Source organism: Marinobacter sp. NP-4(2019), assembly GCF_003994855.1.
Taxonomy (GTDB): Bacteria; Pseudomonadota; Gammaproteobacteria; order Pseudomonadales; family Oleiphilaceae; genus Marinobacter.
This window is the reverse complement of sequence record NZ_CP034142.1, coordinates 4,096,530-4,123,428: the sequence shown is the minus strand read 5'-3', so window position 1 is coordinate 4,123,428 and position 26,899 is coordinate 4,096,530. Positions and strand designations below refer to the sequence as shown.

Annotated in this window: 21 protein-coding genes; 13 read left to right on the top strand and 8 right to left on the bottom strand. The window is 59.5% G+C overall.

The window, feature by feature from the left end; translation table 11 throughout:
* The first annotated feature begins 175 nt into the window (after window positions 1–175).
* Window positions 176–1,624, top strand: a complete 1,449-nt coding sequence (locus EHN06_RS18800; protein ID WP_127334013.1) for a rhomboid family intramembrane serine protease — start codon at window positions 176–178, stop codon at window positions 1,622–1,624.
* 133 nt (window positions 1,625–1,757) lie between these two features.
* Here EHN06_RS18800 and EHN06_RS18795 read toward each other — a convergent pair whose 3' ends face one another.
* Window positions 1,758–3,212, bottom strand: a complete 1,455-nt coding sequence (locus EHN06_RS18795; protein WP_127334512.1) for a B-box zinc finger protein — start codon at window positions 3,210–3,212, stop codon at window positions 1,758–1,760.
* Between the two features lie 301 nt (window positions 3,213–3,513).
* Between EHN06_RS18795 and acnA the strand changes: the two genes are divergently transcribed.
* From acnA to EHN06_RS18775, 4 genes are all read left to right on the top strand, one after another.
* The gene (gene acnA / locus EHN06_RS18790) at window positions 3,514–6,273 is read left to right on the top strand and encodes an aconitate hydratase AcnA (protein WP_127334012.1); all 2,760 of its coding nucleotides are present in this window, start codon (window positions 3,514–3,516) and stop codon (window positions 6,271–6,273) included.
* A gap of 141 nt (window positions 6,274–6,414) precedes the next feature.
* Window positions 6,415–6,735, top strand: a complete 321-nt coding sequence (locus EHN06_RS18785) for a DUF2288 domain-containing protein (RefSeq protein WP_127334011.1) — start codon at window positions 6,415–6,417, stop codon at window positions 6,733–6,735.
* Between the two features lie 18 nt (window positions 6,736–6,753).
* Window positions 6,754–7,125 (top strand): hypothetical protein, encoded by a 372-nt coding sequence (locus tag EHN06_RS18780; RefSeq protein WP_127334010.1) that lies wholly within the window; start codon window positions 6,754–6,756, stop codon window positions 7,123–7,125.
* 31 nt (window positions 7,126–7,156) lie between these two features.
* Window positions 7,157–8,065: a lysine exporter LysO family protein gene (locus EHN06_RS18775; protein ID WP_127334009.1), complete on the top strand. Its 909-nt coding sequence runs from the start codon at window positions 7,157–7,159 to the stop codon at window positions 8,063–8,065.
* Between the two features lie 28 nt (window positions 8,066–8,093).
* Here EHN06_RS18775 and EHN06_RS18770 read toward each other — a convergent pair whose 3' ends face one another.
* Window positions 8,094–8,903: a TatD family hydrolase gene (locus EHN06_RS18770; RefSeq protein ID WP_127334008.1), complete on the bottom strand. Its 810-nt coding sequence runs from the start codon at window positions 8,901–8,903 to the stop codon at window positions 8,094–8,096.
* Window positions 8,904–9,064: 161 nt separating this feature from the next.
* Here EHN06_RS18770 and EHN06_RS18765 point away from each other — a divergent pair, with 161 nt between their 5' ends.
* On the top strand, window positions 9,065–10,336 hold the full coding sequence (locus tag EHN06_RS18765) for a D-amino acid dehydrogenase (RefSeq protein ID WP_127334007.1): 1,272 nt from the start codon (window positions 9,065–9,067) through the stop codon (window positions 10,334–10,336).
* Between the two features lie 102 nt (window positions 10,337–10,438).
* On the opposite strand, the gene EHN06_RS18760 is transcribed toward EHN06_RS18765, so the two are convergent.
* A complete protein-coding gene (locus tag EHN06_RS18760) occupies window positions 10,439–11,167 on the bottom strand; it encodes a tRNA/rRNA methyltransferase (protein WP_127334006.1) in 729 nt (242 codons plus the stop codon).
* Here EHN06_RS18760 and EHN06_RS18755 point away from each other — a divergent pair.
* Window positions 11,166–12,431: a methyltransferase gene (locus tag EHN06_RS18755; protein WP_127334005.1), complete on the top strand. Its 1,266-nt coding sequence runs from the start codon at window positions 11,166–11,168 to the stop codon at window positions 12,429–12,431. The genes EHN06_RS18760 and EHN06_RS18755 overlap by 2 nt on opposite strands.
* A gap of 43 nt (window positions 12,432–12,474) precedes the next feature.
* Here EHN06_RS18755 and EHN06_RS18750 read toward each other — a convergent pair whose 3' ends face one another.
* Together EHN06_RS18750 and EHN06_RS18745 are read right to left on the bottom strand one after the other, a co-directional pair.
* Window positions 12,475–13,668, bottom strand: coding sequence for an OmpA family protein (locus tag EHN06_RS18750; protein ID WP_127334004.1), 1,194 nt, complete (start codon window positions 13,666–13,668; stop codon window positions 12,475–12,477).
* 152 nt (window positions 13,669–13,820) lie between these two features.
* A complete protein-coding gene (locus tag EHN06_RS18745) occupies window positions 13,821–16,142 on the bottom strand; it encodes an ATP-dependent helicase (RefSeq protein WP_127334003.1) in 2,322 nt (773 codons plus the stop codon).
* 36 nt (window positions 16,143–16,178) lie between these two features.
* Between EHN06_RS18745 and EHN06_RS18740 the strand changes: the two genes are divergently transcribed.
* The 3 genes from EHN06_RS18740 (at window position 16,179) to EHN06_RS18730 (ending at window position 19,291) form a co-directional block, all read left to right on the top strand.
* The gene (locus EHN06_RS18740) at window positions 16,179–16,556 is read left to right on the top strand and encodes a DUF2237 family protein (protein ID WP_127334511.1); all 378 of its coding nucleotides are present in this window, start codon (window positions 16,179–16,181) and stop codon (window positions 16,554–16,556) included.
* Window positions 16,556–18,706, top strand: a complete 2,151-nt coding sequence (locus tag EHN06_RS18735) for a tRNA(Met) cytidine acetyltransferase TmcA (RefSeq protein WP_127334002.1) — start codon at window positions 16,556–16,558, stop codon at window positions 18,704–18,706. The genes EHN06_RS18740 and EHN06_RS18735 overlap by 1 nt, the downstream gene beginning before the upstream one ends.
* A gap of 69 nt (window positions 18,707–18,775) precedes the next feature.
* Window positions 18,776–19,291 carry an ankyrin repeat domain-containing protein gene (locus EHN06_RS18730; RefSeq protein ID WP_127334001.1) on the top strand — a complete coding sequence of 172 codons (516 nt, stop codon included), beginning with the start codon at window positions 18,776–18,778 and terminating at the stop codon, window positions 19,289–19,291.
* A gap of 9 nt (window positions 19,292–19,300) precedes the next feature.
* Here the strand turns inward: EHN06_RS18730 and EHN06_RS18725 are convergent, their stop codons facing one another.
* Complete coding sequence (locus tag EHN06_RS18725) at window positions 19,301–20,404, bottom strand: enoyl-CoA hydratase/isomerase family protein (protein WP_127334000.1); 1,104 nt, start codon at window positions 20,402–20,404, stop codon at window positions 19,301–19,303.
* Window positions 20,405–20,578: 174 nt separating this feature from the next.
* Here EHN06_RS18725 and EHN06_RS18720 point away from each other — a divergent pair, with 174 nt between their 5' ends.
* A complete protein-coding gene (locus EHN06_RS18720; RefSeq protein ID WP_127333999.1) occupies window positions 20,579–20,914 on the top strand; it encodes a c-type cytochrome in 336 nt (111 codons plus the stop codon).
* A 42-nt stretch (window positions 20,915–20,956) separates the two neighbouring features.
* On the opposite strand, the gene ppnN is transcribed toward EHN06_RS18720, so the two are convergent.
* A complete protein-coding gene (gene ppnN / locus EHN06_RS18715; RefSeq protein WP_127333998.1) occupies window positions 20,957–22,339 on the bottom strand; it encodes a nucleotide 5'-monophosphate nucleosidase PpnN in 1,383 nt (460 codons plus the stop codon).
* A gap of 160 nt (window positions 22,340–22,499) precedes the next feature.
* Here ppnN and thiI point away from each other — a divergent pair, with 160 nt between their 5' ends.
* Window positions 22,500–23,954, top strand: a complete 1,455-nt coding sequence (thiI, locus tag EHN06_RS18710; RefSeq protein ID WP_127333997.1) for a tRNA uracil 4-sulfurtransferase ThiI — start codon at window positions 22,500–22,502, stop codon at window positions 23,952–23,954.
* Window positions 23,955–24,016: 62 nt separating this feature from the next.
* Here the strand turns inward: thiI and EHN06_RS18705 are convergent, their stop codons facing one another.
* A complete protein-coding gene (locus EHN06_RS18705; RefSeq protein WP_127333996.1) occupies window positions 24,017–25,033 on the bottom strand; it encodes a histone deacetylase family protein in 1,017 nt (338 codons plus the stop codon).
* 184 nt (window positions 25,034–25,217) lie between these two features.
* Between EHN06_RS18705 and EHN06_RS18700 the strand changes: the two genes are divergently transcribed.
* Window positions 25,218–26,672, top strand: coding sequence for an NAD-dependent succinate-semialdehyde dehydrogenase (locus tag EHN06_RS18700; RefSeq protein ID WP_127333995.1), 1,455 nt, complete (start codon window positions 25,218–25,220; stop codon window positions 26,670–26,672).
* Window positions 26,673–26,899: the final 227 nt, after the last annotated feature.

The following is a 26,899-nucleotide window of genomic DNA, read 5'->3' as shown; positions in this document are numbered from 1 at the left end:
TGGATCACGCCTTACCGGTTGCCCCGATTGAATGGCATTTGTGTGAATCTGGTGTGACAGCCATCCAATAATGGGGTTGTGAACTACCCTGACTGTCATTTGAGCGCGAAAAGCTGGCCTTGCTGTGGTAAAAAACAGTGTTTCAGGGACAGATTATGATGAATTGTGACCGCCTATGCTGATTATTCCTGCCGAAAACGCCGTGAACTGGCGCCGACCGCCCTGGGCAACTCTGGGCCTGATCGCAACCTGCCTGCTCGTTTTCCTGTTTTATCAGGGCGGTGACAGCCGTTTGATGGAAGGGGCCATTGAGGAATACCTGGCGTCTGATCTGCCCGAACTGGAAGCGCCGGTCTACGAAGACTACCTGCAACGGCAGATCCGTTTTGAGGGCGAGTCCGAACGAATTCTGGAATTGCAGGATTTCCAGCAATTGCGGGAATCCGGTGAAGAGGTCTGGGTGGCGGTCAGTTTGTTGGTCAATCCCGAGTTTTACCAGTACATGCGGGACAACCGGGAGTTGCTGTGGGCCCCCGCCGACCGACAGCAATGGCTAGAGCAGCGCACAGCGATCCAGACCCGTTATATTGATCGTCTCAGCTCCAATCAGCTGGGGCTGGTGCCTGCGGAATTGTCGTTGTATACGCTGATTACCTACCAGTTCCTGCACGGTGGCTGGGGGCATATTATCGGTAACCTGCTGTTCCTGTTCTTGCTGGGGTTTACCGTGGAAAAGGCTCTGGGCCCGGGCCGTTACCTGCTGGCCTACCTGTTATGCGGTGTTCTGTCGGGGCTGGTGTTTACGGCGTTTTCCCTTGGCAGTCCGTTGCCTTTGGTTGGTGCCTCTGGTTCCATTTCCGGGCTGATGGGGATGTACGTAGCCATCTACGGCTTGCAGAAAATCCGCTTTTTCTACTTTATTGGCGTTTACTTCAATTACTTTCGGGCACCGGCGTTGGCGGTCCTGCCGGTCTGGCTCGGCAAGGAAATCTACGATTACTGGTTCGCCGGTGCCACCGGGATCGCCTACATGGCCCACGCCGGTGGCCTGATTGGCGGGGCGGCCCTGGTGTGGTTGTTGGGTCGGAGTGTACTTCAGGTGCGCGAGACGTTTTTCGAGCCGGAGGAGGAAGAACAGGATGAGCGTTTCACCACGGCCTACGCCCAGGCCATGGGCAGCCTGGGACGCATGGAGTTCGAGGTGGCCCGCCGACAGTTCGAGGCCCTGTGGGAGCGCTATCCCGATCGTCCCATTCTGCTGGAGCATCTGTATCAGTTGGCCAAGTTACGGCCAGACTTGCCGGAGTACCGGGAACGAACCCGCGAACTGATGAGCGAAACCATCAGCCGCCGTCAGCCGGAACGCCTGGTGGAAATCTGGCAGGAGTACCTGGGCAAAGGGGAAGGGTATTCGCCATTGGCTGCGGAGGACCATAATCGCGTGTTGTTCACCAGCCTGCGCCATGATGACCTGAAGGCAGCGGAAAAGGCGTTCGAGCGTCTACGGAACACCGGCGCTGAGTTGCTCACCGGTGAGGCCTGCCGCCTACTTGTTGAGGAATTCGAAAAACGCGAGATGGGTCCGAAAGCCCGTCACTACCGGCAGCTATTGTCGGCTAACTGAGAGGTCTGGGGGGCATCGGTTGGGAGGGCTGTCCAAAACCCTGCGGAGCCATGGATGGCGGAGCGGAGCGTACAGGGATGTATTCACAGCGTGTTTTGGACAGCCCTCCCAGCCGATGGCCTTTCTCTGTGTTTTACTCCTCAACTAAAAACGAAGCCCTCGGGCCCTTCAGTGGCTCCCTGTTCTCTGCCTGCTTGAGATAAGTTGCAATCTGCTCATGCAGTGGGTGGTTCCCGCAGCGTTTTTGAATGTAGTTGAGAAACGCCGTGGCCTTTTCCCACTGGTTCAGGCCATTGGCCAGGGCCTGGGCCACCAGGATGTAGGCCGGCGCCAGTTCGTTGCTTTCCGGGAAACGTTTGTGAAAGTCCTGCATGAGTTTCAGCAGGGGCTTGAAGTGGCCGCGGTGATACAGTGCCCGCGCGCATTGCACGGCCAGTTCCGGATCGTTCAGGCGAAAGCCGGGTTCCGTTCTTTCCAGGGTTTCCAGCAGCCGGGCGATGCCGTCTCCGTCATTATGGGCGGCCAGCCATCCAAGCAGCCGCGGATGATTGCGGTACATTTCGGCGCTGTCGTTGCGTGCATCCAGTAGCTGGTAGAACTGTCCCAGACGCAGGCTGTTGTGGGGATCCTTCTTCAGGGCTTCCTTCAGCATGGCCTGGACGCGGTCGTAGTTGCCGTCCTTGAGGTTCATGTCGATGTCGGCATCGAAGCGGACGCTTCGGTCCTTTCTCTGGGAAGGTGCTTCAACTTCTGCTTCCTGGAAGTCACTGGCGAACCCCAGTTCTTCCTGATACTGGAACAGCAGGTAACCCAGCATGTGGAACAGGATCAGGGTAAACGTACTGTTCAGGAAGCCGGCCAGGGGCTGGGAGAACCAGAAGGGGAAGTGGTTGACCGCAAAGTCCTGGGCGGCGCCGGAGGCCAGGGTCAGCAGTATCAGGTAGCCGTAGAGCAGGAAGTAGGGGGTGCCGATGCGTGAAATCAGTACCGCCAGGTTCATCGGGTTCACCGCCGCGCCCACCGAATGTTCCATGGCCAGCACCATGATGCTGGCGGGCAGGGCCAGGATCACAAACGCCAGCACCAGCATCATCAGTAGCGGTCCGCCAACCATGGCGGCTGCCCCCACCAGCCCGCCCATCAAGGCGAAAACCAGAAGTTGCAGAATCACAATGTCAAAACCGCTGCCGGTAAAGGCGACCGCCAGGGGTGGCGGCTTCATATGGCCTTCAGCGGTGTGGTTGATGACGGCATAGGTGTATTTCAGCAATGCCAGCGCCAATAGCAGGGTGATAATGATGCCCACAATATTGCCGGGTGTGATCAGTGGCACCAGGGTACAAATGGCGATGACCAGCAAGGGATCGGTGTGGAACGGGTAGCGGAAAAAAGCCCCGAGCCGGTTCCAGAACGGCACCGCCTCTGTTGCGGCACCGAGGTAGCGCATGACACGGCTACAGTGAGGGCAAAGGGCGTGGCGTTTACGGCTATCGGCATCGGGCATGCAGCGACCGCAGTAATGAATCTGACACTCGCCGCAGTGCCACTTGGCGGGGGTACCCGGGTGGTAATGACAATCGTGTTTCACAATCAAGCTGGTTCTGGTCCGTCAGAGGATCGGAAGTTAATAATGACAGAAGCCTGGCCGTTGCCACAATGGAAGGAGGTGACTATTGTGCGCCAGGTTTGCCTGGAGCATTCACGGTCGTGATTCCGAACATTCATGCAACCGTGGTTGAAGTCTCGCCAATCGCTGCAATAGTTATAGGTGACTTCTCATACAAGTGCCTTTACCCCAATCTATTCAGTATCAGTTGGAGTACATTGAGGGAAAGGCACTTGTATAGCCTTCCGGAATGCTCGGATAACGACGAAAAAGGAGGCATCTCATGTCGACTGACAATCCTGGTAAAGACAGCCTGAAAACCTTTTCCAGCCTCGAGGCTGGTGGTAAAACCTTCCATTATTACAGCCTGCCCAAGGCAGCAGACACGCTCGGGGATCTCAACCGTTTACCTTTTTCCCTGAAAGTATTGTTGGAGAACCTGCTGCGCAACGAAGACGACGTCACGGTGGATCGAAGCCACATTGATGCCATGGTGCAGTGGATGAAAGACCGCAGATCCGACACCGAGATCCAGTTTCGCCCCGCACGGGTACTGATGCAGGATTTCACCGGTGTGCCGGGGGTGGTGGATCTCGCCGCCATGCGCGAGGCTGTGAAGGTGGCGGGCAAGGACCCGGCGATGATCAACCCGCTGTCGCCGGTGGATCTGGTCATTGACCACTCGGTGATGGTGGACAAGTTCGGGGATGCGTCTTCCTTCAAGGATAACGTCACCATTGAGATGGAGCGTAACCGGGAGCGTTACGAGTTCCTGCGTTGGGGCCAGCAGGCTTTTGACAATTTCCGTGTGGTACCTCCGGGTACCGGTATCTGCCACCAGGTGAACCTGGAGTATCTGGGTAAGACCGTCTGGCACAAAGAGCAGAACGGCAAGCATATTGCCTATCCGGATACCTTGGTGGGCACCGACTCCCACACTACTATGATCAATGGCCTGGGGATTCTGGGCTGGGGTGTCGGGGGTATTGAAGCTGAAGCCGCGATGCTGGGGCAGCCGGTGTCGATGCTGATTCCGGAGGTCGTGGGCTTCAAGATCACCGGGAAGCTGCGGGAGGGCATCACCGCCACGGACCTGGTGCTGACGGTCACGGAGATGCTGCGCAAGAAGGGCGTGGTCGGCAAGTTCGTCGAGTTTTACGGTGACGGCCTGAAGGATATGCCGGTGGCCGATCGGGCGACCATTGCCAACATGGCGCCGGAGTACGGTGCCACCTGTGGTTTCTTCCCGGTGGACGAGCAGACCATCAAGTACATGCAGCTGACGGGCCGCGAGCAGGAACAGCTGGAACTGGTGGAAACTTATGCCAGGGCCCAGGGGCTGTGGCGCGAACCGGGCCACGAGCCGGTCTATACCGACAAGCTGGAGCTGGATATGGGCGATGTCGAGGCCAGCCTGGCCGGCCCCAAACGTCCGCAGGACCGGGTTGCCCTGAAGAACATGAAGTCTTCCTTCGAACTGTTGATGGAAACCGCCGACGGCGATACCGGTAGCCGGGAAGCCAATCTCGAATCCGAAGGCGGGCAGACGGCGGTTGGCGTCGAGGACAGCTACGAACACCACGCCAGTCAGCCGATGGAAATGAACGGGGAGAAAACCCGCCTGGACCCGGGCGCCGTGGTGATTGCGGCAATCACTTCCTGCACCAACACCTCCAACCCCAGCGTGATGATGGCTGCCGGCCTGATCGCCCAAAAGGCGGTGGCCAAGGGCCTGAAAACCAAACCCTGGGTGAAGACGTCCCTGGCGCCGGGATCCAAGGTGGTGACTGACTACCTGAGGGTCGGCGGTTTTCAGGACGACCTGGACAAGCTGGGTTTCAACCTGGTGGGTTACGGGTGCACCACCTGTATTGGCAACTCCGGCCCGTTGCCGGATGCGGTTGAAAAAGCGATCAATGACGGCAACCTGACAGTGGCATCAGTGCTGTCCGGTAACCGGAACTTCGAGGGCCGGGTGCATCCGCTGGTGAAAACCAACTGGCTGGCCTCGCCGCCGCTGGTGGTGGCCTACGCCCTGGCGGGTAATGTTCGTCTGGACCTGTTCAATGATCCCCTGGGCACCGACAAGGATGGCAATGAGGTGTATCTGAAAGATTTGTGGCCCAGCCAGCAGGAAATCGCCGAAGCGGTGGAGAAGGTAAAAACCGACATGTTCCACAAGGAATATGCTGAGGTTTTTGAAGGCGATGACACCTGGAAAGCCATCAAATTCCCGGAGAGCAAGGTGTATGAATGGTCGGACAAGTCCACCTACATTCAGCATCCGCCGTTTTTTGAGGGCATGGGACCGGAGCCGGATCCCATCGAGGACATAAAGGATGCCAACATCCTGGCCTTGCTGGGGGATTCGGTGACCACGGACCATATCTCTCCGGCCGGTTCCTTCAAGCCGGATACGCCAGCCGGCAAGTACCTGCAGGAGCACGGGGTTGACCCCCATGATTTCAACTCCTACGGCTCCCGCCGGGGTAACCATCAGGTGATGATGCGCGGCACTTTTGCCAACGTCCGCATCAAGAATGAAATGCTCGACGGCGTCGAGGGTGGTTACACCAAATTTGTTCCGACCGGTGAGCAAATGGCGATCTACGATGCCGCCATGAAGTACCAGGAGCAGGGCACACCTCTGGTGGTCATCGCCGGCAAGGAATACGGCACCGGCTCCAGCCGTGACTGGGCGGCCAAAGGCACCCGCCTGCTGGGAGTGAAGGCCGTGGTGGCGGAATCCTATGAGCGGATTCACCGCTCCAACCTGATTGGTATGGGCGTCATGCCATTGCAGTTCCCCGAGGGAACCGACCGCAAGAGCCTGAAACTGACCGGTGAGGAAACCATCAGCATTGAAGGGCTGTCCGGTGAGATCAAGCCGGGCCAGACCCTGAAAATGACGGTGAAATACAAGGATGGTTCAACCGACAGTTGTGAGCTGAAATCGCGGATCGACACCGCGAATGAAGCAGTCTACTTCAAACATGGCGGTATCCTGCACTATGTGGTGCGGGAGATGTTGAAGTCCGCCTGATAGGCACACGGCCACCACTGTGCTTGAGGTGTGGTGGCCGTTGTTTTCCTTTGATTGCCCGGTCGGGAGCAGATGTCTCAAGTCCGGATTTCAGGTAAGCTGGAAGCAACACCGAAAGTCTGAAGTTGCCGAGGCCTTGCCATGTCATCAACCCCGTCCCGGGACGAACTACTTGCCAAACTGAATCTGGAAACCTCCCTGATAAACTGGCACGACCTGCAGACCTATTATGCCCGCGGGCATGTGGTCCGTGTTGCCCCCGATCTGGATTTGCTGGACGTTGCCGCGGAACTTGCCGCCGACAACAAAGAGCGTTTCGAACAATGGATGAAAGAAGGCCGGATTGGCGATGTGCCGCCGGATATGGCGCAGGCCTGGTATGACCGTAACGCCGAGTTGTGGGCCGTGGTCGTCGCGCCCTGGGTGCTGGTGCAGGGCCAGCCCAGCCATGAACTCCACTGACCAGCGCGAGTGCGCACGGTGAAACTTCACTATTTCCATGGTCGTGGTCCCCTGAGGGCACTGGTGATGATTCGTGACGGGCGGCGGGTGGAGCTGTTTGTGAAACCCGTGGGAGAAGAGATCTGGGCATTGGTGGCTCTGAGCGGCTGCCATGCAGGTCAACCGGAAAAACACCGTTGTCAGGGCCCCTATCGCAGTATCGGCCAGGCCGAAGCCGTGCTTCGTGCGGTTGCCGGCGCGTTGCTGGAAAACGATTATCAACCAAGGCCGGAGGACCATGTGGTCTGGTCGGTCCCGGCCCAGCGTCTTGCCCGCACCATTCGTACAGACAGCGCGACCAGCGATGGCAGCTGCCTGTTTGATCCCGATCAGTACGAACCTATCGGCTGAATCCCTTCATTTTTTCTGTTTCGAGGACTCCATGCTAACCGGCGCATTGCTGATTCTTGCCCCGTTGTTTCTGGGCTTTGCCCTGCCGTTGGAGAACCGTCACTTGATGACAGCAATCCATTACGCTGTGGAAGGTCTGGTGTATTTCATCCTGGCGCTACTGGGGCTTGGTCTGGGGCAGATGGAGGGACTTGCCCAGCAACTGGGTAACATGGCTCTTCAGGTGGTGGCTCTGGTGACAGTACTGTTGCTGGCGAATCTGACTGGTCTGTGGTTATTTCACCGCTGGCAACCGATGGAAGTGGCTGCTGACGGGGATTCGCCCCGGCCCGGCTACCAACGTTTGTTTCTGGCCGGTCTCAAGCCACTGGCTGCCGTTGCCGTTGGTGTGCTGGCGGGCTATTTTGTATTGCCCGCCCTGCCGATGGCGGAAGATCTGGCGACCTGGTCGCTGATGTTGCTGCTGTTCCTGATCGGGCTTCAGCTACGCAATGCCGGGCTGTCACTGCGCAAGCTGTTGATGAATCGCCAGGGGCTGGGCATCGCCCTTGCTATGGCTGGCAGTTCATTGCTCGCGGGCCTTTTCCTGGTGCCCTGGTTGGATCTGGCCTGGCATGACTCCCTGGCGCTGGCATCCGGCTTTGGCTGGTATTCCCTGTCGGGCATTGTGATCGGTGATGCCCTGGGGCCGGCCTGGGGTGGTGTGGCTTTCCTCAATGACGTCATCCGGGAAATTATTGCGCTGGCCATTATTCCGTTGCTGATTGCCCGGCGCCCGGCCATGGCGATTGGTTACGGCGGCGCCACCGCCATGGATTTCACCCTGCCAGTGATACGCAGCAGTGGCGGGCTGACCTGCGTGCCAGTGGCCATCGCCTCCGGCTTTGTGCTGTCGTTCCTGTCTCCGGTACTGATGGGCGTGTTTCTCTCGCTGGGCTGACTGCGCCGAGTAGCTTGACGCACCCGCATCAATGCTCGGGGAAGAACGTCCTCAGGCTGTTTCGATAGGTGTGCGTAAGCACTTCCGGCAGTGGCAAGTCCTTCACTTCGGCAATTTTCTCGGCCACAAAGGGGAGGTAAAACGGCGCATTCTCGCGTCCGCGATAGGGCACAGGCGTCAGGAACGGTGAATCGGTTTCCAGAAGGATCTGTTCAATGGGCGCCATGCGTACGATGTCCCGTACATTTTCGGCTTTGTTGAAGGTGGTAATGCCATTGAACCCCAGGCACCAGCCCTGATCCAGGGCGTACCGGGCGAGCCCTGGCCCTGAAGTAAAGCTATGAATTACGCCGCGACGGGTCAGGGAGTCCTCGAATTCGCCGAGGATAGCAATGGTGTCATCGTCCGCTTCCCGGCTATGGATGACAACAGGACGGTCGGTATCACAGGCGATCTGGAGCTGACGCCGGAACACCTGCCGCTGAATCTCCCGGTCGGCGTTGTCATAGAAGTAGTCCAGTCCGATTTCGCCGACCGCGACGATCTTCTCATCCCCGGCATGGGCACGGATTTCCGCTTCCACTTCATCGCAGTAGCTTTCAGCATCGTGGGGGTGAATGCCCTGTGTGCCGTAGACCCAGGGTGCAATCTGACTGAGCTCGCGGACCCGGGCCAGGTTATCCGGGGACACCGCAATGGTGATCACTTTCTCGATATTGACCTGCTGTGCCTGCTTGAGGATTTCGTCCAGAGGCCGGTCCTTCAGGTAATCGAGATGGCAGTGGGTCTCAATGATCGGGTGATCAAATACGGGAATCTCACGACGTTTCTTACTCATTGCCAGGTACTACACTCCATCGCAACCACGGATTTGGCTGCTATTCTGAAAGTTTGGTCAGGCAAGTTTAACAGCTTGTGCGATTGTTGACCTGTATTGCATTGATAGGTAGCTGCAGCGAGCCCTGGAACAGAATTCCAGATTAATGAAGTGGAGAGTGCATGCATATTGTCGTCGTTGGTGGGGGCGTAGTGGGAATGACCACCGCCTATGAGCTGAATCGCAGGGGCCATCGCGTCACGGTGCTGGAGCGCCACGAAATGGCTGGTAATGAAACCAGCAAGGGCAATGCCGCCCAGCGTTCCTACGGCGTGGTCTATCCCTGGGCCGATCCGGCGATGGTGTTCAAGGCGCTGCCCTGGCTGTTCAAACAGGATGGTCCCCTGAAACTGCGGGTGCCTCCCTCTGTGGAGACGCTCAAGTTCATGTTCGACACCTTACGTTACGCATGGTCACCGGGCCTGTTCGGCCTGAACCGGCGGGCAATGTTACGGCTGGGTATGCACAGCCGGGAACGCTTTCTGACCCTCGAAAAAGAACTGAACCTGGCGTTCGATGGCGCCCACCTGGGCTTGCTCCATCTGGCCAGCACACCGGAAGCCCTGGAAGGCTACCGGGCGACCCAGGGCCTGCTGGCTGAGTTGGGCATCCCCTCCCGCCTGCTGACACCGGCGCAGGTCCGGGAAGCGGAACCGGGGATGATGGGAGACGGCCCGCTCTACGGCGCCCTGAGCTACGACACCGATGGCACCGGCGACTGCCACCTGTTCTGCCGGGAATTGGCGCAAGCCTGCGAGGCAAACGGCGTGACGATTCGCTACAACGTGGAGGCGGAAGAACTGATTGCCGGTGACCACGAGGTTCGTGCCGTCACCCTCCGGACAGCAGGCGGATTACTGGAAACTCTGGAAGCTGATGCCTTCGTGATCAGTGCCGGTTGTTGGTCAAACCATCTCGTGAAGCCGTTGGGCCTCGACCTGCCAATCTACCCGGTCAAGGGTTACAGCCTGACCGTACCCTTGAAGGACCCGGATCGCGCCCCGGCCTCCACCATCCATGATGACAACTTCAAAGTCGTCTCCACCCGCCTGGGCAACCGACTGCGCGCCACCGGATTCGTCGAACTGACCGACTTCAACCGCGACATCCCCGAGGCCCGCCTGGCCACCATCCGCAAATCCGTGGAGTCCCGTTTCCCGGGCTGCGCCGATCTCGACGCTGCCGAAAGCTGGACCGGCTTCCGCCCCATGACGCCGGACGGCCCCGCCATCATCGGCCGGGGGCCGAAAGATAATCTCTATCTCAATACCGGCCACGGCACCTTCGGCTGGACCCTGTCGGCGGGCAGTGCGGATGTGATTGCTCAGGTGATTGAGGGAGAGGAGCCTGCGGTTTGTCTTGATGCGTTCCGCCCTGGCCGATTCAGCGAGTAATCCCGCAAACGGTGCGCGCACCAGAGCCCGGGAGCCGGACGGACCAACCCTCCCGGGATCGTCGAAAACAGGGATGTTTTCGTCGAGCGTACAGGGAAGTATTCACCGCGTATCCCGGGAGGGTTGGTCCATCCGGCTCTTTCCCCCAACAACAGTGCGCTCCAGGTTGCCGCACAAGGTATGAACAAACCCGATATCCCGGTCCGTAAGTAACGGCAAACGCTCGAATACCCACTGCGACAACTTCCCCTCCGGAGGCGTGTCCAGCGCCGGCAACAAAGTCTCCAGCCGCTGTCTGAGGGCGCCAAGCCGTCCATCGTTCTGAGCGGGCGCTTTTGCAGCCTCGGCAGCAACGGACAACCCGGACATTTCCCAGGCATACAGCATCACAGACTGGGCAAGATTCAGGGAAGGATAAGCCACCTTCATCGGAATGCCCGTCAGCAGGTCACACAACGCCAGTTCCTCATTAGACAGACCCCGGTCCTCGCGACCGAACACCAGGGCCGCCGTGGCTACCGAGGTGCCTTTACTGCCCAGCACCTCCCGCAACCGTGAGGGCTCATGCCAGTCCTGCCGCTGGTGCCGGGGCTTGGCGGATGTCCCCATCAGCAGGTCTACGGAGTTTCTTACCGCCGCCAGATCAGGGAAAATGCGCGCATTATCCAGAATATGATCGCTGCCATGGGCCAGCCAGTGGGCTTCGGGGCGGGTGTGCAGGTCGGAGTTGACCAGCCAGAGCTCGCCAAAGCCCATGGTGCACAAGGCACGGGCAGCCGCTCCGACATTTTCGGGAACCTTGGGTTCAACAAGTACAAAGGCCAGTTGCATGACGTTACCTCCGGCGGCGAGTTTACACGACCCGGCAGAAAGTGTTTATAACCGCTGGCGGCAACTCAACCAGTGGTTGTCGGCGCACCAGACACTGTGGCGGCCGGCACCGTTTACCGATCCCCGACCGGCCTGGACAGTACCGTATCGTGACCTTGCCCATGATATCGAAGGGCTCAGTGACAGTGACTGTGAATTCTACGACGACCATCCCGACCAGCTGGCGGAGCGCCTGAGCGGGTTGCTGCCATCCCTGGGCGAAAGACAATCACTGGTGGCACTGCCGGCAATGACCGATCAGCAGGAAACCGTCGCGGCAAGCACTCTGCCGGAAACCCGTGCCACCGATATGCCCGGTCGCAAGCGTCTGCAGGCCGGTGCGTTTGCGGCGGCGGTCAAACCCCTGACAGGCCCGGTACTGGACTGGTGTTGCGGTAAGGGACACCTGGCCCGGACACTTGCGGCACAGTGCTCAGTTCCGGTCACAGGGTTGGAGTGGGACGACGCACTGGTGATGGATGGCAACCGCCTGGCCCGCCGTTTCAATGACGACGTCACCCTGCACCGACAGGATGTTATGGCATTGGATGTCGCCGTGCCTGAAGGTGTTCACGGCGTGGCGCTCCATGCCTGCGGGGATCTGCACCGTCGACTGATCCGTAAGGCCACCGGGGGTAATGCGGCGCGGGTGAGTTTCTCACCGTGCTGCTATCACCTGACCGCCACAACGGACTACCGACCATTGTCGGCCAGAGTCAATGGCAATCGCGAGGTGCTGGCGCTGAATCGCAGTGAATTGCGGCTGGCGGTTCAGGAAACGGTCACTGCACCGGCGCGGGTGAGGGCGGAAACCGCGTGGGTCAGCGGTTGGCGGCTGGGGTTTGATGGTTTACAGCGCGCGCTGCGCGGGGAGGATGACTACCTGCCCGTGCCTTCGCATCCGGCACGGCTGGCGGGTGAGGATTTCGAGACCTTCTGTCGCTGGGCGGCGGATAAGAAGGGACTGACTTTGCCGGCAGGCATCGACTTCCATTATTGGCAGAGCGTTGGTGAACGGCGATTCTCACAGGTGCGCCGCCACGAACTGGTTCGCCATCTGTTTCGCCGTCCACTGGAACTCTGGCTGGTACTGGATTACACGTTGTATCTGGAGGAGCAGGGATATGAGGTCAGGCTGGGGACCTTCTGTGACCGTCAGCTGACGCCCCGCAATATCCTGATTGATGCCGTCAGAGGAGGGGGCGAGCCTCTCCTGAGGCAATAAAAAAGGCGCCCGAAGGCGCCTATGAGGATAGTCGAGATTTCTATCAGCGGCTAACCTGGATGCGGGCTTCAACCCGACGGTTCTGGGCGCGGCCAGCCGGCGTATCGTTGCTGGCAATCGGTTCCGCTTCACCATAACCCATGGCGCTCACGCGATCGGCATCAACCCCCAGTGACTGGGTCAGTCGGTTGGCAACCGCCTCGGCACGACGCTGGGACAGGTCGCGGTTGTAGTCGGCATCACCAATGCTGTCAGAGTGACCGGCGATTTCCACGGTCGTTTCCGGATGCTCTGCCATAAAGTCGGCAACCTTCCGGATTTCCGCGTCGTAGGTGTCATCAATCACCGCGCTGTTGTTGGGGAACTGAACGCGCAGTTCGATGGTTTCCACGGTTTCAGTCACGCCTTCGCAACCGGTTGAATCAACTTCGGCGCCGGCTGTGGTACCCGGGCACTGATCCTTGCTGTCAACCACGCCGTCGTTGTCGCTGTCCAGTTCACAACCCTTGCTGTTGACGCTGGCACCGGCCGGCGTGTTCGGACACTCGTCGCGGCTATCCGCAACACCGTCGTTATCACCGTCACGCTCGCATCCGGCGCTGTCCACGGTGGCGCCCGCAGGAGTGCCGGGGCACTGGTCACGACTATCCGGTACACCATCGTTATCGGTATCCGCAGGTTCCGGATCCGACGTGGTGCGGTGGAAGGCCAGGCTCAGGCCCAGGGATACCTGGGTATCGAATGTGCTCTCGTCGATGCCATGGAATTCGCGAAGATCGCCGCGAATGGACACCAGATCGCTGACGTTGTAACGAACACCTGCGCCCACGTTGACACGGGTTTCATCGTGGTCGGAACCGGCTGTCTGCACCGCCAGTACGTCATCACCGAAATCGGCGTGGCCGGCACCCAGGGATACGTAAGGGTTCCAGGCTTCGTCCTGACCGGCAAAGTAGTAGGTGCCGTCGAGACGGATTTCGTCGAAGTCGGAAGATCCGGGCCGGTATTTACGATCGGCATCGGCACGGGAGTACACCGCTTCAACGGCCCAGTTTGGAAGGAACCGATACTCAAGGCCAACACCGAAGGTGCCTGTCTCACTCAGGTCACGCTTGTCACCAAAATACTGATAGGCAGCAAACGGGTTGAGATAGACGCTTTCCTGGCTGTCGGCCAAAGCTGGAGTGACAAGGGATGCAGCCAGGGTGGCCACGGCAAATGGGCGCATGATGTTCATGCAGAACCTCCTGTTCGATTGTCATTAAAAGCGACTTTTGAGAGTTGCTTCAAGTAGCCCTGACGTTAAAACTAAGTGACAGGTTTCAAAAAAACAAAGAAATTACGCAGATGTCATTGTACGCATGCCCGACTACATTGGACTCTGGCCAATCAGGCCACGACGGTAAAGTACAGGTGCGCGCTTTTCTTGCTGAAGTTCAGGGTTTCGCCGGAATCGAAGCGCACTTCGAACGCGCTGTCGTCTTCCGCGATAACCACCCCTTCTCCGAATATCGTGTGACTCAGCCGATTTCGGGCCCACAGTGGTGCGCTGCTGGCTTTGGGGGCCTGCTGTGTACCTTCGAGTGTCACCGCCTCACGGTCCGCATAACGATTGGCAATTGACGTCAGTGGCGAGTTCGCCCGGAAGGCTGTGGAATTTCCGGCGGACCGTTGATCAAGCCAGGCGCCAAACTCGGCCGACAGCGGGAAGCACAGCTCACTGATGAACCGGCTGGGGCCCAGATCGCCATCCAGGTGGGGCTGGGTACTGGCGGGGCGGGTAATCAGATGCAGGTGGTTACGTGTCCGGGTCATGGCCACATACAACAGCCGGCGCTCACTCTCCATAAAGGCACGGGGATCATCCTCGGCCCGGGGGCTGTAGGGCAGGTACTTTTCCTGCAGCCCGGGGAGGATGACGATGGGCCATTCCAGCCCCTTGGTGCGATGGATGGTGGATAGCAGTACGCCGTGGCTGGCGGCCTCGCTGGCCTGTTTTTTCAGGGCCTTGAGGTGTTGCAGGGCACCGCTGGCGTCCACGTCGAGACCTTTCAGGTAGTCACGGAAGCCGTGGATGGTGTCGATTCGCTCATCCGCGGCTTCGTGGGTCAATGCGAGGCTGCGGATACCCTCGTACAGATCCGTGTGTTCAGCGTAGACCGCAATCGCATTGGACACGGGGCCCCGATAGCCCTGCAGACGGGCCAGCACTTCGCCCAGTTTGCGCAGTTTCCGCGCCGCCATGGGGGCCAGCGCGTCGAAGTCCATTGCCAGCAGCCGTTCATGCCAACCGGTGCCGAAACCGGACAGGAAACTGGCGAGTTGCTCCAGCTCCGGTTCCTTCAGACCAATGTGGGGAAAGCGCAGGAGTTGTCGCGCAATGCTCAGACGGTCGTCCGGTGGCAGGTTATCCAGTTTTCCGGCGATGACCGTCAGCAGTGCCCCGACCGCCTGAATTTCACGGCTGAACAAAGCGCCTTTGCCAGCGTCGATACGGTAGGGAATTTGCCTGGCCAGCAATTTCAGTTCAATGGGCACGCTCTGGCTCCAGACCCGGAACAGAATGGCCGTATCCACCCGCTGTTCAGGGGACTGTCGCTGCAGGATGTCCAGTACGGTGTCGCTGTCACTGCCGGATTCGTGCAGGGAGATCGTGGTGTCTGGCGTTGAAGGGTGGGCGTGACAAAGCACGTCTTTGCGACCGGTGTTGTTGCAGATCAGGTGGTTGGCCAGCAGGGCGACCTGGTGGCCGTAGCGGAAGCTGTAGCTCAGCGTCTGTTCCAGCGGGCTTTCGAATTCGTCGCTGAACCGTTTGAGAATGAACTCCGGTTTGGCGCCGCGAAATTCGTAAATGGTCTGGTCGGGATCACCCACCACCGTCACCCGCGCCCGTTCCCCGGCGACGTAGCGCAACAACAGGTGCTGGATCTCGTTGGTGTCCTGGTACTCGTCCACCAGGATCAGGTCCATCTTGTTACCCACCAGGCGCTGCAACGGCTGGTTCTGGTGAATTGCCATCACCGGCTCATACAGCATGTCGGCGTAGCTGATGCGGCTCTGGCTTTTGCGCCACTGTTCGAAGGCGTGGAACAGGTCGATCAGGTAACGGTGTTTGTCGGAATAGCCGAGCTCCTCAAACACCACTTCGACTGGGGACAGTGTGGTTTTCACCAGATCAATGAAGCTGGTGGCGGTTTCCACGAAGTCTTTCTTGTTGCGGCGGATGTCATCGGCCAGGTCTTCCGGTGCCAGTCGACGGGTCAGTTGCCAGGCCTGATAGTTGATTTCCTGCTCGCTCAGGATCTTGTCGGAGAAGCCCGGCAGATAGCCCTCCCGCACGAAGCGTTTGTACAGGCGCAGGCCCATGGCGTGATAGGTGCGGACTTCCGGCGTTGCCAGCCCACTTTGACTGCACACCGCCTGCAGCTTACGCTCAAAGTCTGTTCGGGCGCTGCGATTGAACATCAGTACCAGCATGCGCTCGGGGGCATGGCCCTGCTGCAGGAGATAGCGGATGCGCCAGGCCAGTGTCGATGTCTTGCCGCTGCCGGCCACGGCGGTAATTACCGAATGCTCGTAGCCGGCGGTGATGATCGCCCGCTGCTCATCGGTGAGATAATCCGGCAGTTCGGTGGTATCAGCTGTGTGGGGTTGGGTCTGCATGGGCGCTATTGTAGCGGGCGACTGGTAGTGCGGATACCGGTCCGACATAATTGCCCGCTTACTCCCAAACCAAAGGAGAGCATGATGCAGATGGCTGAAGCAGTAAATGTACTTGGCGAGCAGCTTGAAGCCTGTGGCCAGGATCCAGTGACCGGCTTCTACCGGGATGGCTGTTGCAACACCGGTCCGGACGACTTTGGCTCCCATACCGTTTGCGTTGTCGTCACCGACGACTTCCTGGCATTCTCCAGGGCCCGTGGCAATGACCTCAGCACCCCCAGGCCGGAATTCGGGTTTCCCGGCCTCAAGTCAGGGGACAACTGGTGCCTGTGCGCCGCGCGCTGGCAGGAAGCGTTCGAAGCCGGCTGTGCACCGAGAGTCAGGCTGCGCGCGACCCACCGGGCTGCCCTGGAAATCTGTGCGCTCACCGACCTCAAGTCCCATGGAACCGACCTCAGCTAATGGGACCCGCCACCGCCAAGCCGGCACCGGACATCGACGCCTGGCGCAGACTGCAGCAACAACTGGCCGCCAGGGGTGAGCGCCGCCTTGTGTTTCTGGAGGGTGACCGGGCCTGCGCCATCGACTGGCTCCGGCAGCTGTTGCCGGCCTTGTCATGGCAGGGCGGCATCTGGACGGGGAGGCCGGAGGTTGTGCCGGATGATCGTCTGCTTCCGGTGCCGCCGCGAAAGGCCCGCCAGTGGTTGGGGCGAGAGCTTGATGTGGTGGTCTGGGACGGCTGGCAGGGGAATTCTCCCGACAGCCTGGCGGCGCTGGCGGGCACTCTCAAAGCGGGCGGCTTGCTGATCTGGCTGATGCCGCCGCTGGATCAGTGGTCCACTTTCGACGACCCCGACTATATCCGCACCGGCCTCGACGGGGCCGATCATCACCCGTTTGCCGCCAGGCTGTCCGCGGTTATCGCGGCATCGCCGGCGGTTATCCGGTTCAACCCGGCGGAGGACGCCGCCCCGGCCCTGCCGCAATTGGATGGTCTGCGGCAACCGTTCGAGGTTGGTCAGACCCGCGATCAGCAACAGGCTATCGGCGCGATCATACATACTGGTCAGGGCCGTCGCCGTCGGCCGCTGGTACTCACCGCCGACCGTGGCCGTGGCAAGTCGGCGGCGTTGGGTATAGCGGCGGTCAGGCTGCTCCAGCAGGGCCGGAGGCATGTGGTGGTCACCGCGCCCGGCATCGAAACCGTCGCGACCCTGTTCCATCATGCCAGGTTGACGGCCGGGGAGGGTGGTTATGAAGAAGGTCTGGCCGGAGAACTGGTGTTGCCAGACGGTGCCCGTTTGAGCTACCTGTCGCCGGATCAACTGCTGGCTCAGGCCCCGGAAGCGGAGCTGATTCTGGTGGACGAAGCGGCGGCCCTGCCGGCCGAGCGTCTGGCGCGGATTCTCACCGGCTGGCCGCGGGTAGTGTTCGCCTCCACCGTTCATGGTTACGAAGGGTCGGGGCGTGGTTTTGCCATCCGCTTTCGTCAGGTGCTTGATACCCGTACCCCCCAGTGGCGCGGCGCGACCCTGAAGGCGCCCATTCGCTGGTCCGCCACAGATCCTCTGGAGCCGCTGATTTCACGGATGTTTCTTCTGCACGCCGACGCGCCCGATCAGGTACCCGGTGATGGCGAGACAAGAATAGAGCCCTGGGTCCCGGCCCGGGCCAGCGAACAGGAGCTGGCGGAAGCCTTTGGCCTGCTGGTGAACGCACACTACCGCACCACGCCCGCGGACCTGCGCCAATGGCTGGATGACCCCCAGGCAGTCAGCTGGCGACTGACGGTCGGAGGGCGGCTGGCGGGTGTGCTCTGGGCCAGGCAGGAAGGGGGCCTGAGTCCGGAGCTGGCGGATCGGGTGATGCGCGGACAGCGTCGCGTGCGCGGCCACTTGTTGGCCCAGTCTCTCGCCAATCACAGCGGTTTTCCGGAAGCGGCCTGCTGCCAATGGCTGAGGGTGGTCAGGATCGCTGTGAGTGAGCAATGCCGGTTACGTGGGCTGGGAACCCAACTGGTGGAGACTGCGTGCGCCCATGCCAAGAGCCAGGGTTATGACGGTCTGGGCACCAGCTTCGGCGGCAGCGCAGACCTGATCCGATTCTGGCAGAGCGCCGGACTGGCGCTGATCCGCCCGGGCATGACCCGGGAGGCGAGTACCGGGGAATACCCGATCCAGATGCTCCGCAGCACGTCCGCACGTGGCGATGACCTGCTGCCAAGGATTCGCCGGCGCCTGGCCGAACACTGGCTGACCCTGGTTCCGCTCTACTGGCGCGATATGGAACCGGAACTGGTATACCTGCTGACAGCCGAGCTGGCCACCGGACAGACACTGAATGACGAAGACCGCCGTGACCTGGAGAGCTTTGCCGGAGGCTATCGCGGTTTTGAGCTGATGGTGCCGGTATTACGGAAGGTAAGCCTGGGGCGGAGCCTGTCCCGAATCCTGGCGTCCAGTGATGATGCGGATTTGTGGTGTCGTCGGGTGATTCAGGGCTGGTCCTGGCCTGAGCTCCAGCATGCCGGTTTGTGCCGTGGGCAGAAGGACGGTGAACATCGATTACGTCAATTGACCGGCGAACTCCTGCAACACTCACGGAACTTGTGATCCGCTCGATTTAATTCCCGACCAGACCTGATCAGAATACGGGCAATAATAATCAACAGAGACCTTATCATGGCCAAGGAAGCTGGCGCCGTTTATCCCGTATTTGTTTTATCCCTTGCATTCAGTCTGTTTGTTGCCGGCTGTGCCTCCGATCCCGGGATGGGCATCCGTCCGGAGCTCAAGGCCGCGCTGGCGCCGGACGACGGCGGTGAGACACCGTTGATGGTTGCTGCACAGAGCGGCAATCGACGGTTGGTCGAGTTAGTCCTGGCCGCCGGAGCACCGGTGAATGCCAGCGATTCGGACGGCTCCACGGCCGTGATCCGGGCTGCCAGGAATGGTCATTTGTCAGTGGTGAGGGTGTTGCTGGCGGCTGGTGCCAATGTCAACGTCAGCCAGGGCGGTCGCTCTTTGTTGATGCACGTTGTTGACAGCGGCGACATGCTCACGGCAGAAATGCTACTGGCCGCAGGAGCCGATGTGAACTACCGATCGAGGGATGGCATGACTGCCCTGGAGCTGGCACGGGGCAACGGTAACCGCGACCTGGAGATGTTGTTGATCCAGGCAGGCGCCCGGCACTAGTGTTCCGGGTCAGTCCAGTTGCATCGGATCAGTGACGTCATCCCACGCCGGATGAAAGTGGGCATCAATGACCTCCTCCGGTATCTCCTGAAGGCTGCTGAATGACCACTTGGGGTTGTTGTCCTTGTCCACCATCCGGGCCCGTATGCCTTCCGGCAGGTCTGGGCGACGGGTACATTCGGTGGCCATGGCCAGTTCCATCCGGAAGACGTCCTTGAGCGACATCTGTTGTGCGCGTTTGAGCTGTTGCCACACCAGCCACATGGACACCGGGCACCCGGTTCTCAGGTTGTGGACGGCGCTTTCCCACCAGTTGCTGTTGATGTCCGCGGAAATCAGGCGGTCGACAATGGCGGCCAGGTCATCACCGGCACCCAGTCTGGCGATTGTCTGTTCGTGATTCGCCAGTTCACTGGCTCCGAGGGACCTGTAATCCACGGCATTCAGCTGGTTGAGCAAGCGAAACAGCCGGTTGTCGTCAGCGGCGGCTTCGCCGGTCCAGCGTTCGTTCTGCAAGCGTTCTGTCAGGGATGTGCGTTCCTCCGGCAGGATGGCCATGTCCGCCAGCCCCACACGGATCACGTCGGAGGCATTCAGCCGGCATCCGGTCAGTCCCATAAACAACCCCAGGCGCCCCGGGAGGCGATTGAGGAACCAGCTTGCGCCCACATCGGGAAAAAGGCCGATAGCCACTTCCGGCATGGCCATGGTGACGTCCGGGGTTATCAGACGGTAACGACAAGCAGCCAGCAGCCCCAGGCCTCCGCCCATGACTACACCATGTCCAATGCCGACCACCGGTTTCGGGAAGCGATGGATTGTGTAGTCGAGGTGGTATTCGCGTTGAAAGAATTCTGTTGCGGTGGCGGGATCACCGCCCCTGGTGAGGGCGCCATGGAGGTCACGAATGTTGCCGCCGGCACAGAATGCCCGATCGCCCGCACCCTGAAGAATCACGAGAGCGATGTGATCATCACTTGCCCAGCGGTCAAGGGCTGCCTGCATGTCGTCGATCATATCTCTGGAGAGGGCATTCAGGGTTGCGGGGGAGTCCAGGGTGATCTGGCCAATGCGGCCTTCGAGGCAGTCCAGTTCTTGCACCTGAATGGGCATGTTTGTGTCTCCGCCGGTTGGAACCGGTTGTTGCGTTTTTGATGTACTGTGTCGATTCTACCCGCCTTGATATCGCACATTTGAGGACGCCTGTTGCTGTGCTATAAGTGAAGGCGAGTTTATGTCCGGCGTGTGGTTGGCGCCGGTTATTACAACGATGAGAGGGTAGAACCAATGCGTTTGAAACACTATACCATTGCCGGTCTGTTTGCACTCGGCAGCGTCATTCCTGTTGGGGGCTTGGCCGCCGACGCCGAAGCGGGTAAAGCCAAGGCTGCGGTATGTGCCGCCTGCCACGGCAAGAACGGCATAGCCTCGATTCCCGGCTATCCGAACCTGGCGGGGCAGAATGAAGTCTACCTGCAGAATGCCCTGAAGGCTTACAAGAACAAGCAGCGTGCCGGCGGCCAGGCGGTGGTCATGCAAGGCCAGGCTGCGGCCCTGAGTGACGAGGATATTGCCAATCTTGCCGCGTACTATTCCAGCCTGCCAGCGGATGGTGGTGAGTAATTCCGGATATTGTCCGGTCTTGACTCCTGACTGCCGGGCGGCTCAGGCCGCCCGACTGACAATGCGGTAGCTGGGCTTGTAGGCGGTCGTGCCGGGCAGCTTCATCCGGTTCTGTGCGACAAACTGCTCAAGCATCGCTTCCAGTGGCTGGATCAGGCTGGGATCGCCGGCAATTTCAAACGGCCCTTTCTCCTGCACCTGCCGGATACCGCTCTCTTTTACATTACCCGCAACAATGCCGCTGAAAGCCTTGCGCAGGTTGGCGGCGATCATGTGAACCGGCTGGTTTCTATGCAGCTCCAGTGCCAGCATGTTGTCGTGATTGGGGTTGAACGGTAACTGGAACACCGGATCAATCTTTAGCATCCAGTTGAAGTAATAGGCATCCTGCATCGCCCGCCGGAAGGTTTCCACTTCCTTCATGCCTTTTTTCATGGTCTGTGCGACCCTCACCGGGTCATCGATAATGATCTCGTACTTGCTTGACGCTTCATCTCCCAGGGCATTGCGGATGAATTTATCGATCATCTCGAAGTATTCGGCGTTTTCCCGCTGCCCGGTAAAAACCACCGGGAAGGGCAGGTCGGCATTGTCCGGGTGCAATAGAATGCCCAGCAGGTAGAGAATTTCCTCGGCGGTGCCAACGCCGCCTGGGAAGACAATGACGCCATGGCCCGTACGGACAAACGCTTCCAGACGCTTTTCGATGTCCGGCATGATCACCAGTTCATTAACAATGGGGTTGGGAGCCTCGGCGCCGATAATGCCCGGTTCGGTCAGGCCGATATAGCGGCCGTTCTTCACCCGCTGCTTGGCGTGGCCGATGGTGGCTCCCTTCATCGGACCTTTCATGGCGCCCGGGCCGCACCCGGTACAGATGCTCAATGCCCGCAAACCCAACTGATGCCCCACTTCCTTGCTGTATTGATATTCCTGCTGGTTAATGGAATGGCCACCCCAGCACACCACCAGGTCCGGTTGGCGCCCCGCCTGCAGCACCCGCGCATTGCGCAGGATGTGAAAGATCAGATTGGTGATGTCCTGCGGGTCATCCCTGCGAAAGCCGGAGGCCGACTCAGGAATTGAGTAGGAATAGATGATATCCCGCAACACCGAGAACAAATGCTCGCGAATGGCCCGTAACATGGCCCCGTCGACAAAAGCGTGAGCCGGTGCATTCACCAGTTCGAGCTTCAGGCCGCGGGGTTGAGGGACCAGCCGGACGTCGAAATCGGCGTGTGCTTCCATCAGTGACTTACAGTCGTCGGTTTCAACGCCGGTGTTCAGCACCGCCAGGGCACACTGGCGGAACAGTCGGTAAAGACCACCCTCACTCTTGTCTTTCAGTCGGTTGACTTCGTGGTTGGAAAGAATCTCAAGACTGCCCTCGGGAGACACCAGGGCATTGATGGTCGTTTCTATCATGAACAGTGTGGCTCCTGAACATTGTGCTGAGTGGGCGTCATGGTCGGCCCCGCAGGTCGCTGATTATGGTGTTACGGCAATGCCTGATTTTGAGGCGTCCGTCAAAACCGTTAGACTAGGCCTATTCTTTCCAATACGCCACCCGACAAAATTCCGATTTATGAGACTCCTGATTCGTCCTGCGGCGGAAGTCGCTATTAAAAGCAAACCTGTACGTCGCCAGCAAATGCGGCACCTGCGCCAGAACATCCGCAAGGTGCTGTCGCGCCAGGACAGTGACATCCAGGTGGATGGCAGCTGGGATCGCGTGACGGTAGAGGTTCCTGATGGCCGGGGGCTGTCCAGTGTGGTTATTGACGAATTAATGCGCATCCCGGGTATCTCCACGATTCAGGAAATTGCTGTTTTCCCATTTGTCAGTATGGACGATGTGGCGGACAAAGCGATAGAAGCGTTTGCCGAACGAATCAAAGACAAGACCTTTGCGGTCCGGGTTCGTCGTCACGGAAAGCACGATTTCCGCTCCATCGATCTTGAGCGCCATGTAGGCGGCTCGCTGATGCAGGCCTCCAGTCCATTGGGCGTGAACCTGAAGTCTCCCCAGGTCGAGGTCCGCATCGAGATTCAGGACAACCATTACCATATTGCTCATCGCAAGCACCGGGGCCTGGGTGGTTATCCGCTGGGCAGTGTGGAAACCGTGATGACGCTGGTTTCCGGTGGCTTTGACTCGTCCGTGGCTGCCTACCTGATGATGCGTCGGGGGCTTCGCAGCCACTTCCTGTTCTTCAACCTGGGCGGCACGGCCCACGAGGTGGGAGTTCGCCAGGTCACCCACTACATCTGGGAACGCTACGGTTCGTCCCACGGTGCCAAGTTCATTTCCGTGCCCTTCGATGGGGTTATCGGAGAAATCATGCGGTCGGTCAATCACCGGCACTGGGGAGTGGTGCTGAAGCGCCAGATGCTGAAGGCGGCCTCCGCCATTGCCCGTGAGAGCAATGCCGTGGGCCTGGTGACCGGCGATGCGGTTGCCCAGGTCTCGAGCCAGACCCTGACCAACCTCAACGTGGTCGATCGCGCCAGTGACGAGGTTGTGCTCCGGCCCCTGATCTCCATGGACAAGGAAACCATTATCCGGATCGCGAAGGAAATCGGCACCGAGCCCTACGCTCGCACCATGCCGGAGTACTGTGGCGTGATTTCCCAGAAGCCTGCCACCCGCGCCAAACTGCACCGGGTGGAGGAAGACGAGGCTGAAATGGATGCGACGGTGTTGCAGCAGGCAATCGACAGCCGTGAAGAAACGCCGGTTGCCCGCCTGCTGGAAACCACCACCACGCCGGAAGAGGTGGAACTGGTGCATACCCCGGACGTCAACGATGTCATCATCGATGTGCGCCATCCATCCGAAGAAGAGCAGTCACCGCTGTTGATGACCAACAACGAAGTACTGCAGATTCCTTTCTATGAGTTGAATCAGAAGATCGAGTCGTTGCCCCAGGAAAAACAGTACCTGCTGTACTGTGATCGTGGCACCATGAGCCGCATGCACGCCGGCCACCTGAAGGCCGAGGGGCATACCAACATCAAGGTGTATGCCCCGGCGTCCTGAAATGCAGTGCTTGCGAGGGGGTTATGTCGGATTACGGCTTCGCCTAATCCGACAAGCCATCGTTAACCTTCAATACCCTTGAAAAACTGCTGCACATTGGTGCTCAGGGTCTCAAGGTCATAACCGCCTTCCTGCACCACCAGGGTCGGTAGGCCGGTCTGGCGGATATGGGTGCCGATGCGGGAAAAACCTTCGGATGAAACGGACACCTTGGCCTGGGGGTCGTCCTTGTAAATATCAAAGCCCAGGGTTAGTACCAGTGCATCCGGCTGGAACAGGCGAATGGCCGTCAGAGCCTCGTCCAGTTTCCGGAAGAAATCCTCTTCCGAGGAACCATGGGGCATCGGCATATTAATGTTGTAGCCGTACCCCTCGCCTTCCCCACACTCGTTCTCGAACCCGCTGACCACCGGATAGAAATTGGTTGGGTCACCATGTATCGAGATATAGAGAACATCGCTGCGATCGTAGAAGATTTCCTGAATGCCCTGGCCATGGTGCATGTCGGTATCGAGTATCACCAGCCGCGGGAAGCGGCTCTTCATATGTTCAGCGGCAATGGCAGCATTGTTCAGGTAACAGAAGCCGCCGGCAGCGTCCTTGCGGGCATGATGCCCCGGTGGACGGCATACCGCATAGGAAATCCGCTCTCCGGCGATCAGGGCGTCGGCGGCACCCAGCGCGGTTTGTGCGGACCAGTAGGCGGCGCTCCAGGTATTGGCGCCGATCGGACAGCTGCCATCCGCCAGATATCGGGCCGCCTCCGCAAGAATACCTTTCATGGCATTGGGTGAGCGCACAAAGATGTTGGACATGACCTCCTCGCCCCAGTCTTCGGGAATCTCCATCCAGCGCCGGTGAGCAGATTCCAGGAATCTCAGGTAGCCGAGATCGTGCACTTTGGAGATCGGCCCCGCGCCCTGGTCCGCCGGCTGCAATACCGGAACCCCCATGGCTTTCAGGCCATCCAACATCTGACCGGTGCGATCGGGCACTTCCTGGGGCTGGCGCATCTGACCACGGGTAAAGTAGGTCTTGGGAATATGCTGGTCCTGTGCAGGGTGAAAAAAAGCTTTCATTTGCCGGCCTCCTGAATGGGTCACTCTCCGAGTATAGGCGTAGAAACCGGGTGGTCAAAACCGCTTGCTGTTACTTTACAGCCCGGGTTTCTGCATCCACTATGAGAGTCATACTGCCGTGATGCAAACACCAACGGAACCCTGCTTTTCGACCGTTAATCACTGAATGATGAGAGGAGCCGAGATGATCGAGTCACCCCTGCTTGAAAAGTTGACTGGCTATATCGGCGGTCGCTGGTCTGATTCTGCCGAAGGTCATACGTTTGACGTCTACAACCCCGCAACGGGCAAAGTCATTGCCAGCCTTCCCTCCATGCCCGAGTCGGATGTGTTGGCGGCTGTGGAAGCGGGCAAATCCGCGCTTCGGCTGACCAGTCCTTATACCCTGGAAACCCGCCGCCGGTGGCTGGAGGGCATCCGCGACGCGCTAAGGGAAAACAAGGAAGAAGTGGGGCGCATCCTGTGCATGGAGCATGGCAAGCCATTGAAAGAGGCCCAGGGTGAAGTGGACTACGCCGCCGGCTTCTTCGATTACTGTTCCAAACACATCCAGGCGCTGGATGCCCACACCCTGACCGAAAAGCCCAAGGACTGTACCTGGACCGTCCATTACCGGCCCATTGGTGTGGCCGGTCTGATCACGCCATGGAACTTCCCCATCGGCATGATCGCCAAGAAACTGTCCGCCGCCCTGGCCGCCGGCTGCCCCTCGGTGATCAAGCCGGCCAGCGAAACCCCGCTGACCATGATTGCCCTGTTCAGCCTGATGGACAAACACGTCGACCTGCCCGACGGCATGGTCAACCTGGTGATGGGCAAGGCCAGCGTGATCGGCAAGGTGTTGTGCGAAAGCCCGGACGTGCCCATGCTCAGCTTCACCGGCTCCACCGAGGTGGGCCGGAAACTGGTGGTGGATACTGCCGATCAGGTGAAAAAACTGGCCCTGGAGTTGGGCGGCAACGCACCGTTCATCGTGTTCGATGACGCCGACCTGGACGCCGCCGCCGACAACCTGATCGCCAACAAATTCCGCGGTGGTGGCCAGACCTGCGTCTGCGCCAACCGGATATTCATCCACGAGAAAGTCGCCGATGCCTTCGGTGAAAAGCTGGCGGACCGGGTCAACAAGATGACCGTGGGCGATGGCCTGACCGAAGACGTGGACCTTGGCCCGCTGATCAACAAGGCCGGCTTCGACAAGGTCAAACGCCACCTTGAGGACGCCCTCGAGAAAGGCGCAGGTCTCGTCGCCGGCAAGAAGCCAGAGGACCTCGGCGAAGGCCACCTGTTCTTCCCGCCGACCGTGATAACCGACGTGAACCGGGACATGTGCTGCTACCGCGAGGAAACCTTCGGCCCACTGGTGCCGATGGCACTGTTCCGCACCGAAGAGGAAGTCATCGAAGCGGGTAACGACACCGAGTTCGGTCTGGCCTCTTATGTGTTCACCAACGACGCCGAACGCGCCCAGCGGGTAGCCGCCGGCCTGCGCTTCGGCCATGTCGGCTGGAACACTGGCACCGGTCCGACCCCGGAAGCGCCATTCGGCGGCATGAAAGCCTCCGGTATTGGCCGAGAAGGTGGTCTGGAAGGCTTGTTTGAGTTCGTAGAAGCTCAAACAGTACCTAGAGGTTTTTAAAAGAAAAGCTCTCTCCCAAGTACGACAAGCGCGAGGGTGGGCCCCTGTCCGGGACTATGTGTGGCCAAGGATGGCCACACCTAAGCGCACATGGATGTGCTCGTAGCGTGTCCCGGACAGGGGCCCGCCCTCGTGCGACCCGCCATAGGAAAGAGGGCTATCCCAAGGCCCCCGGCAAACACGTTATTCTCCTGTTATAATCCGATACCTGTTCATTTAACCAGTAG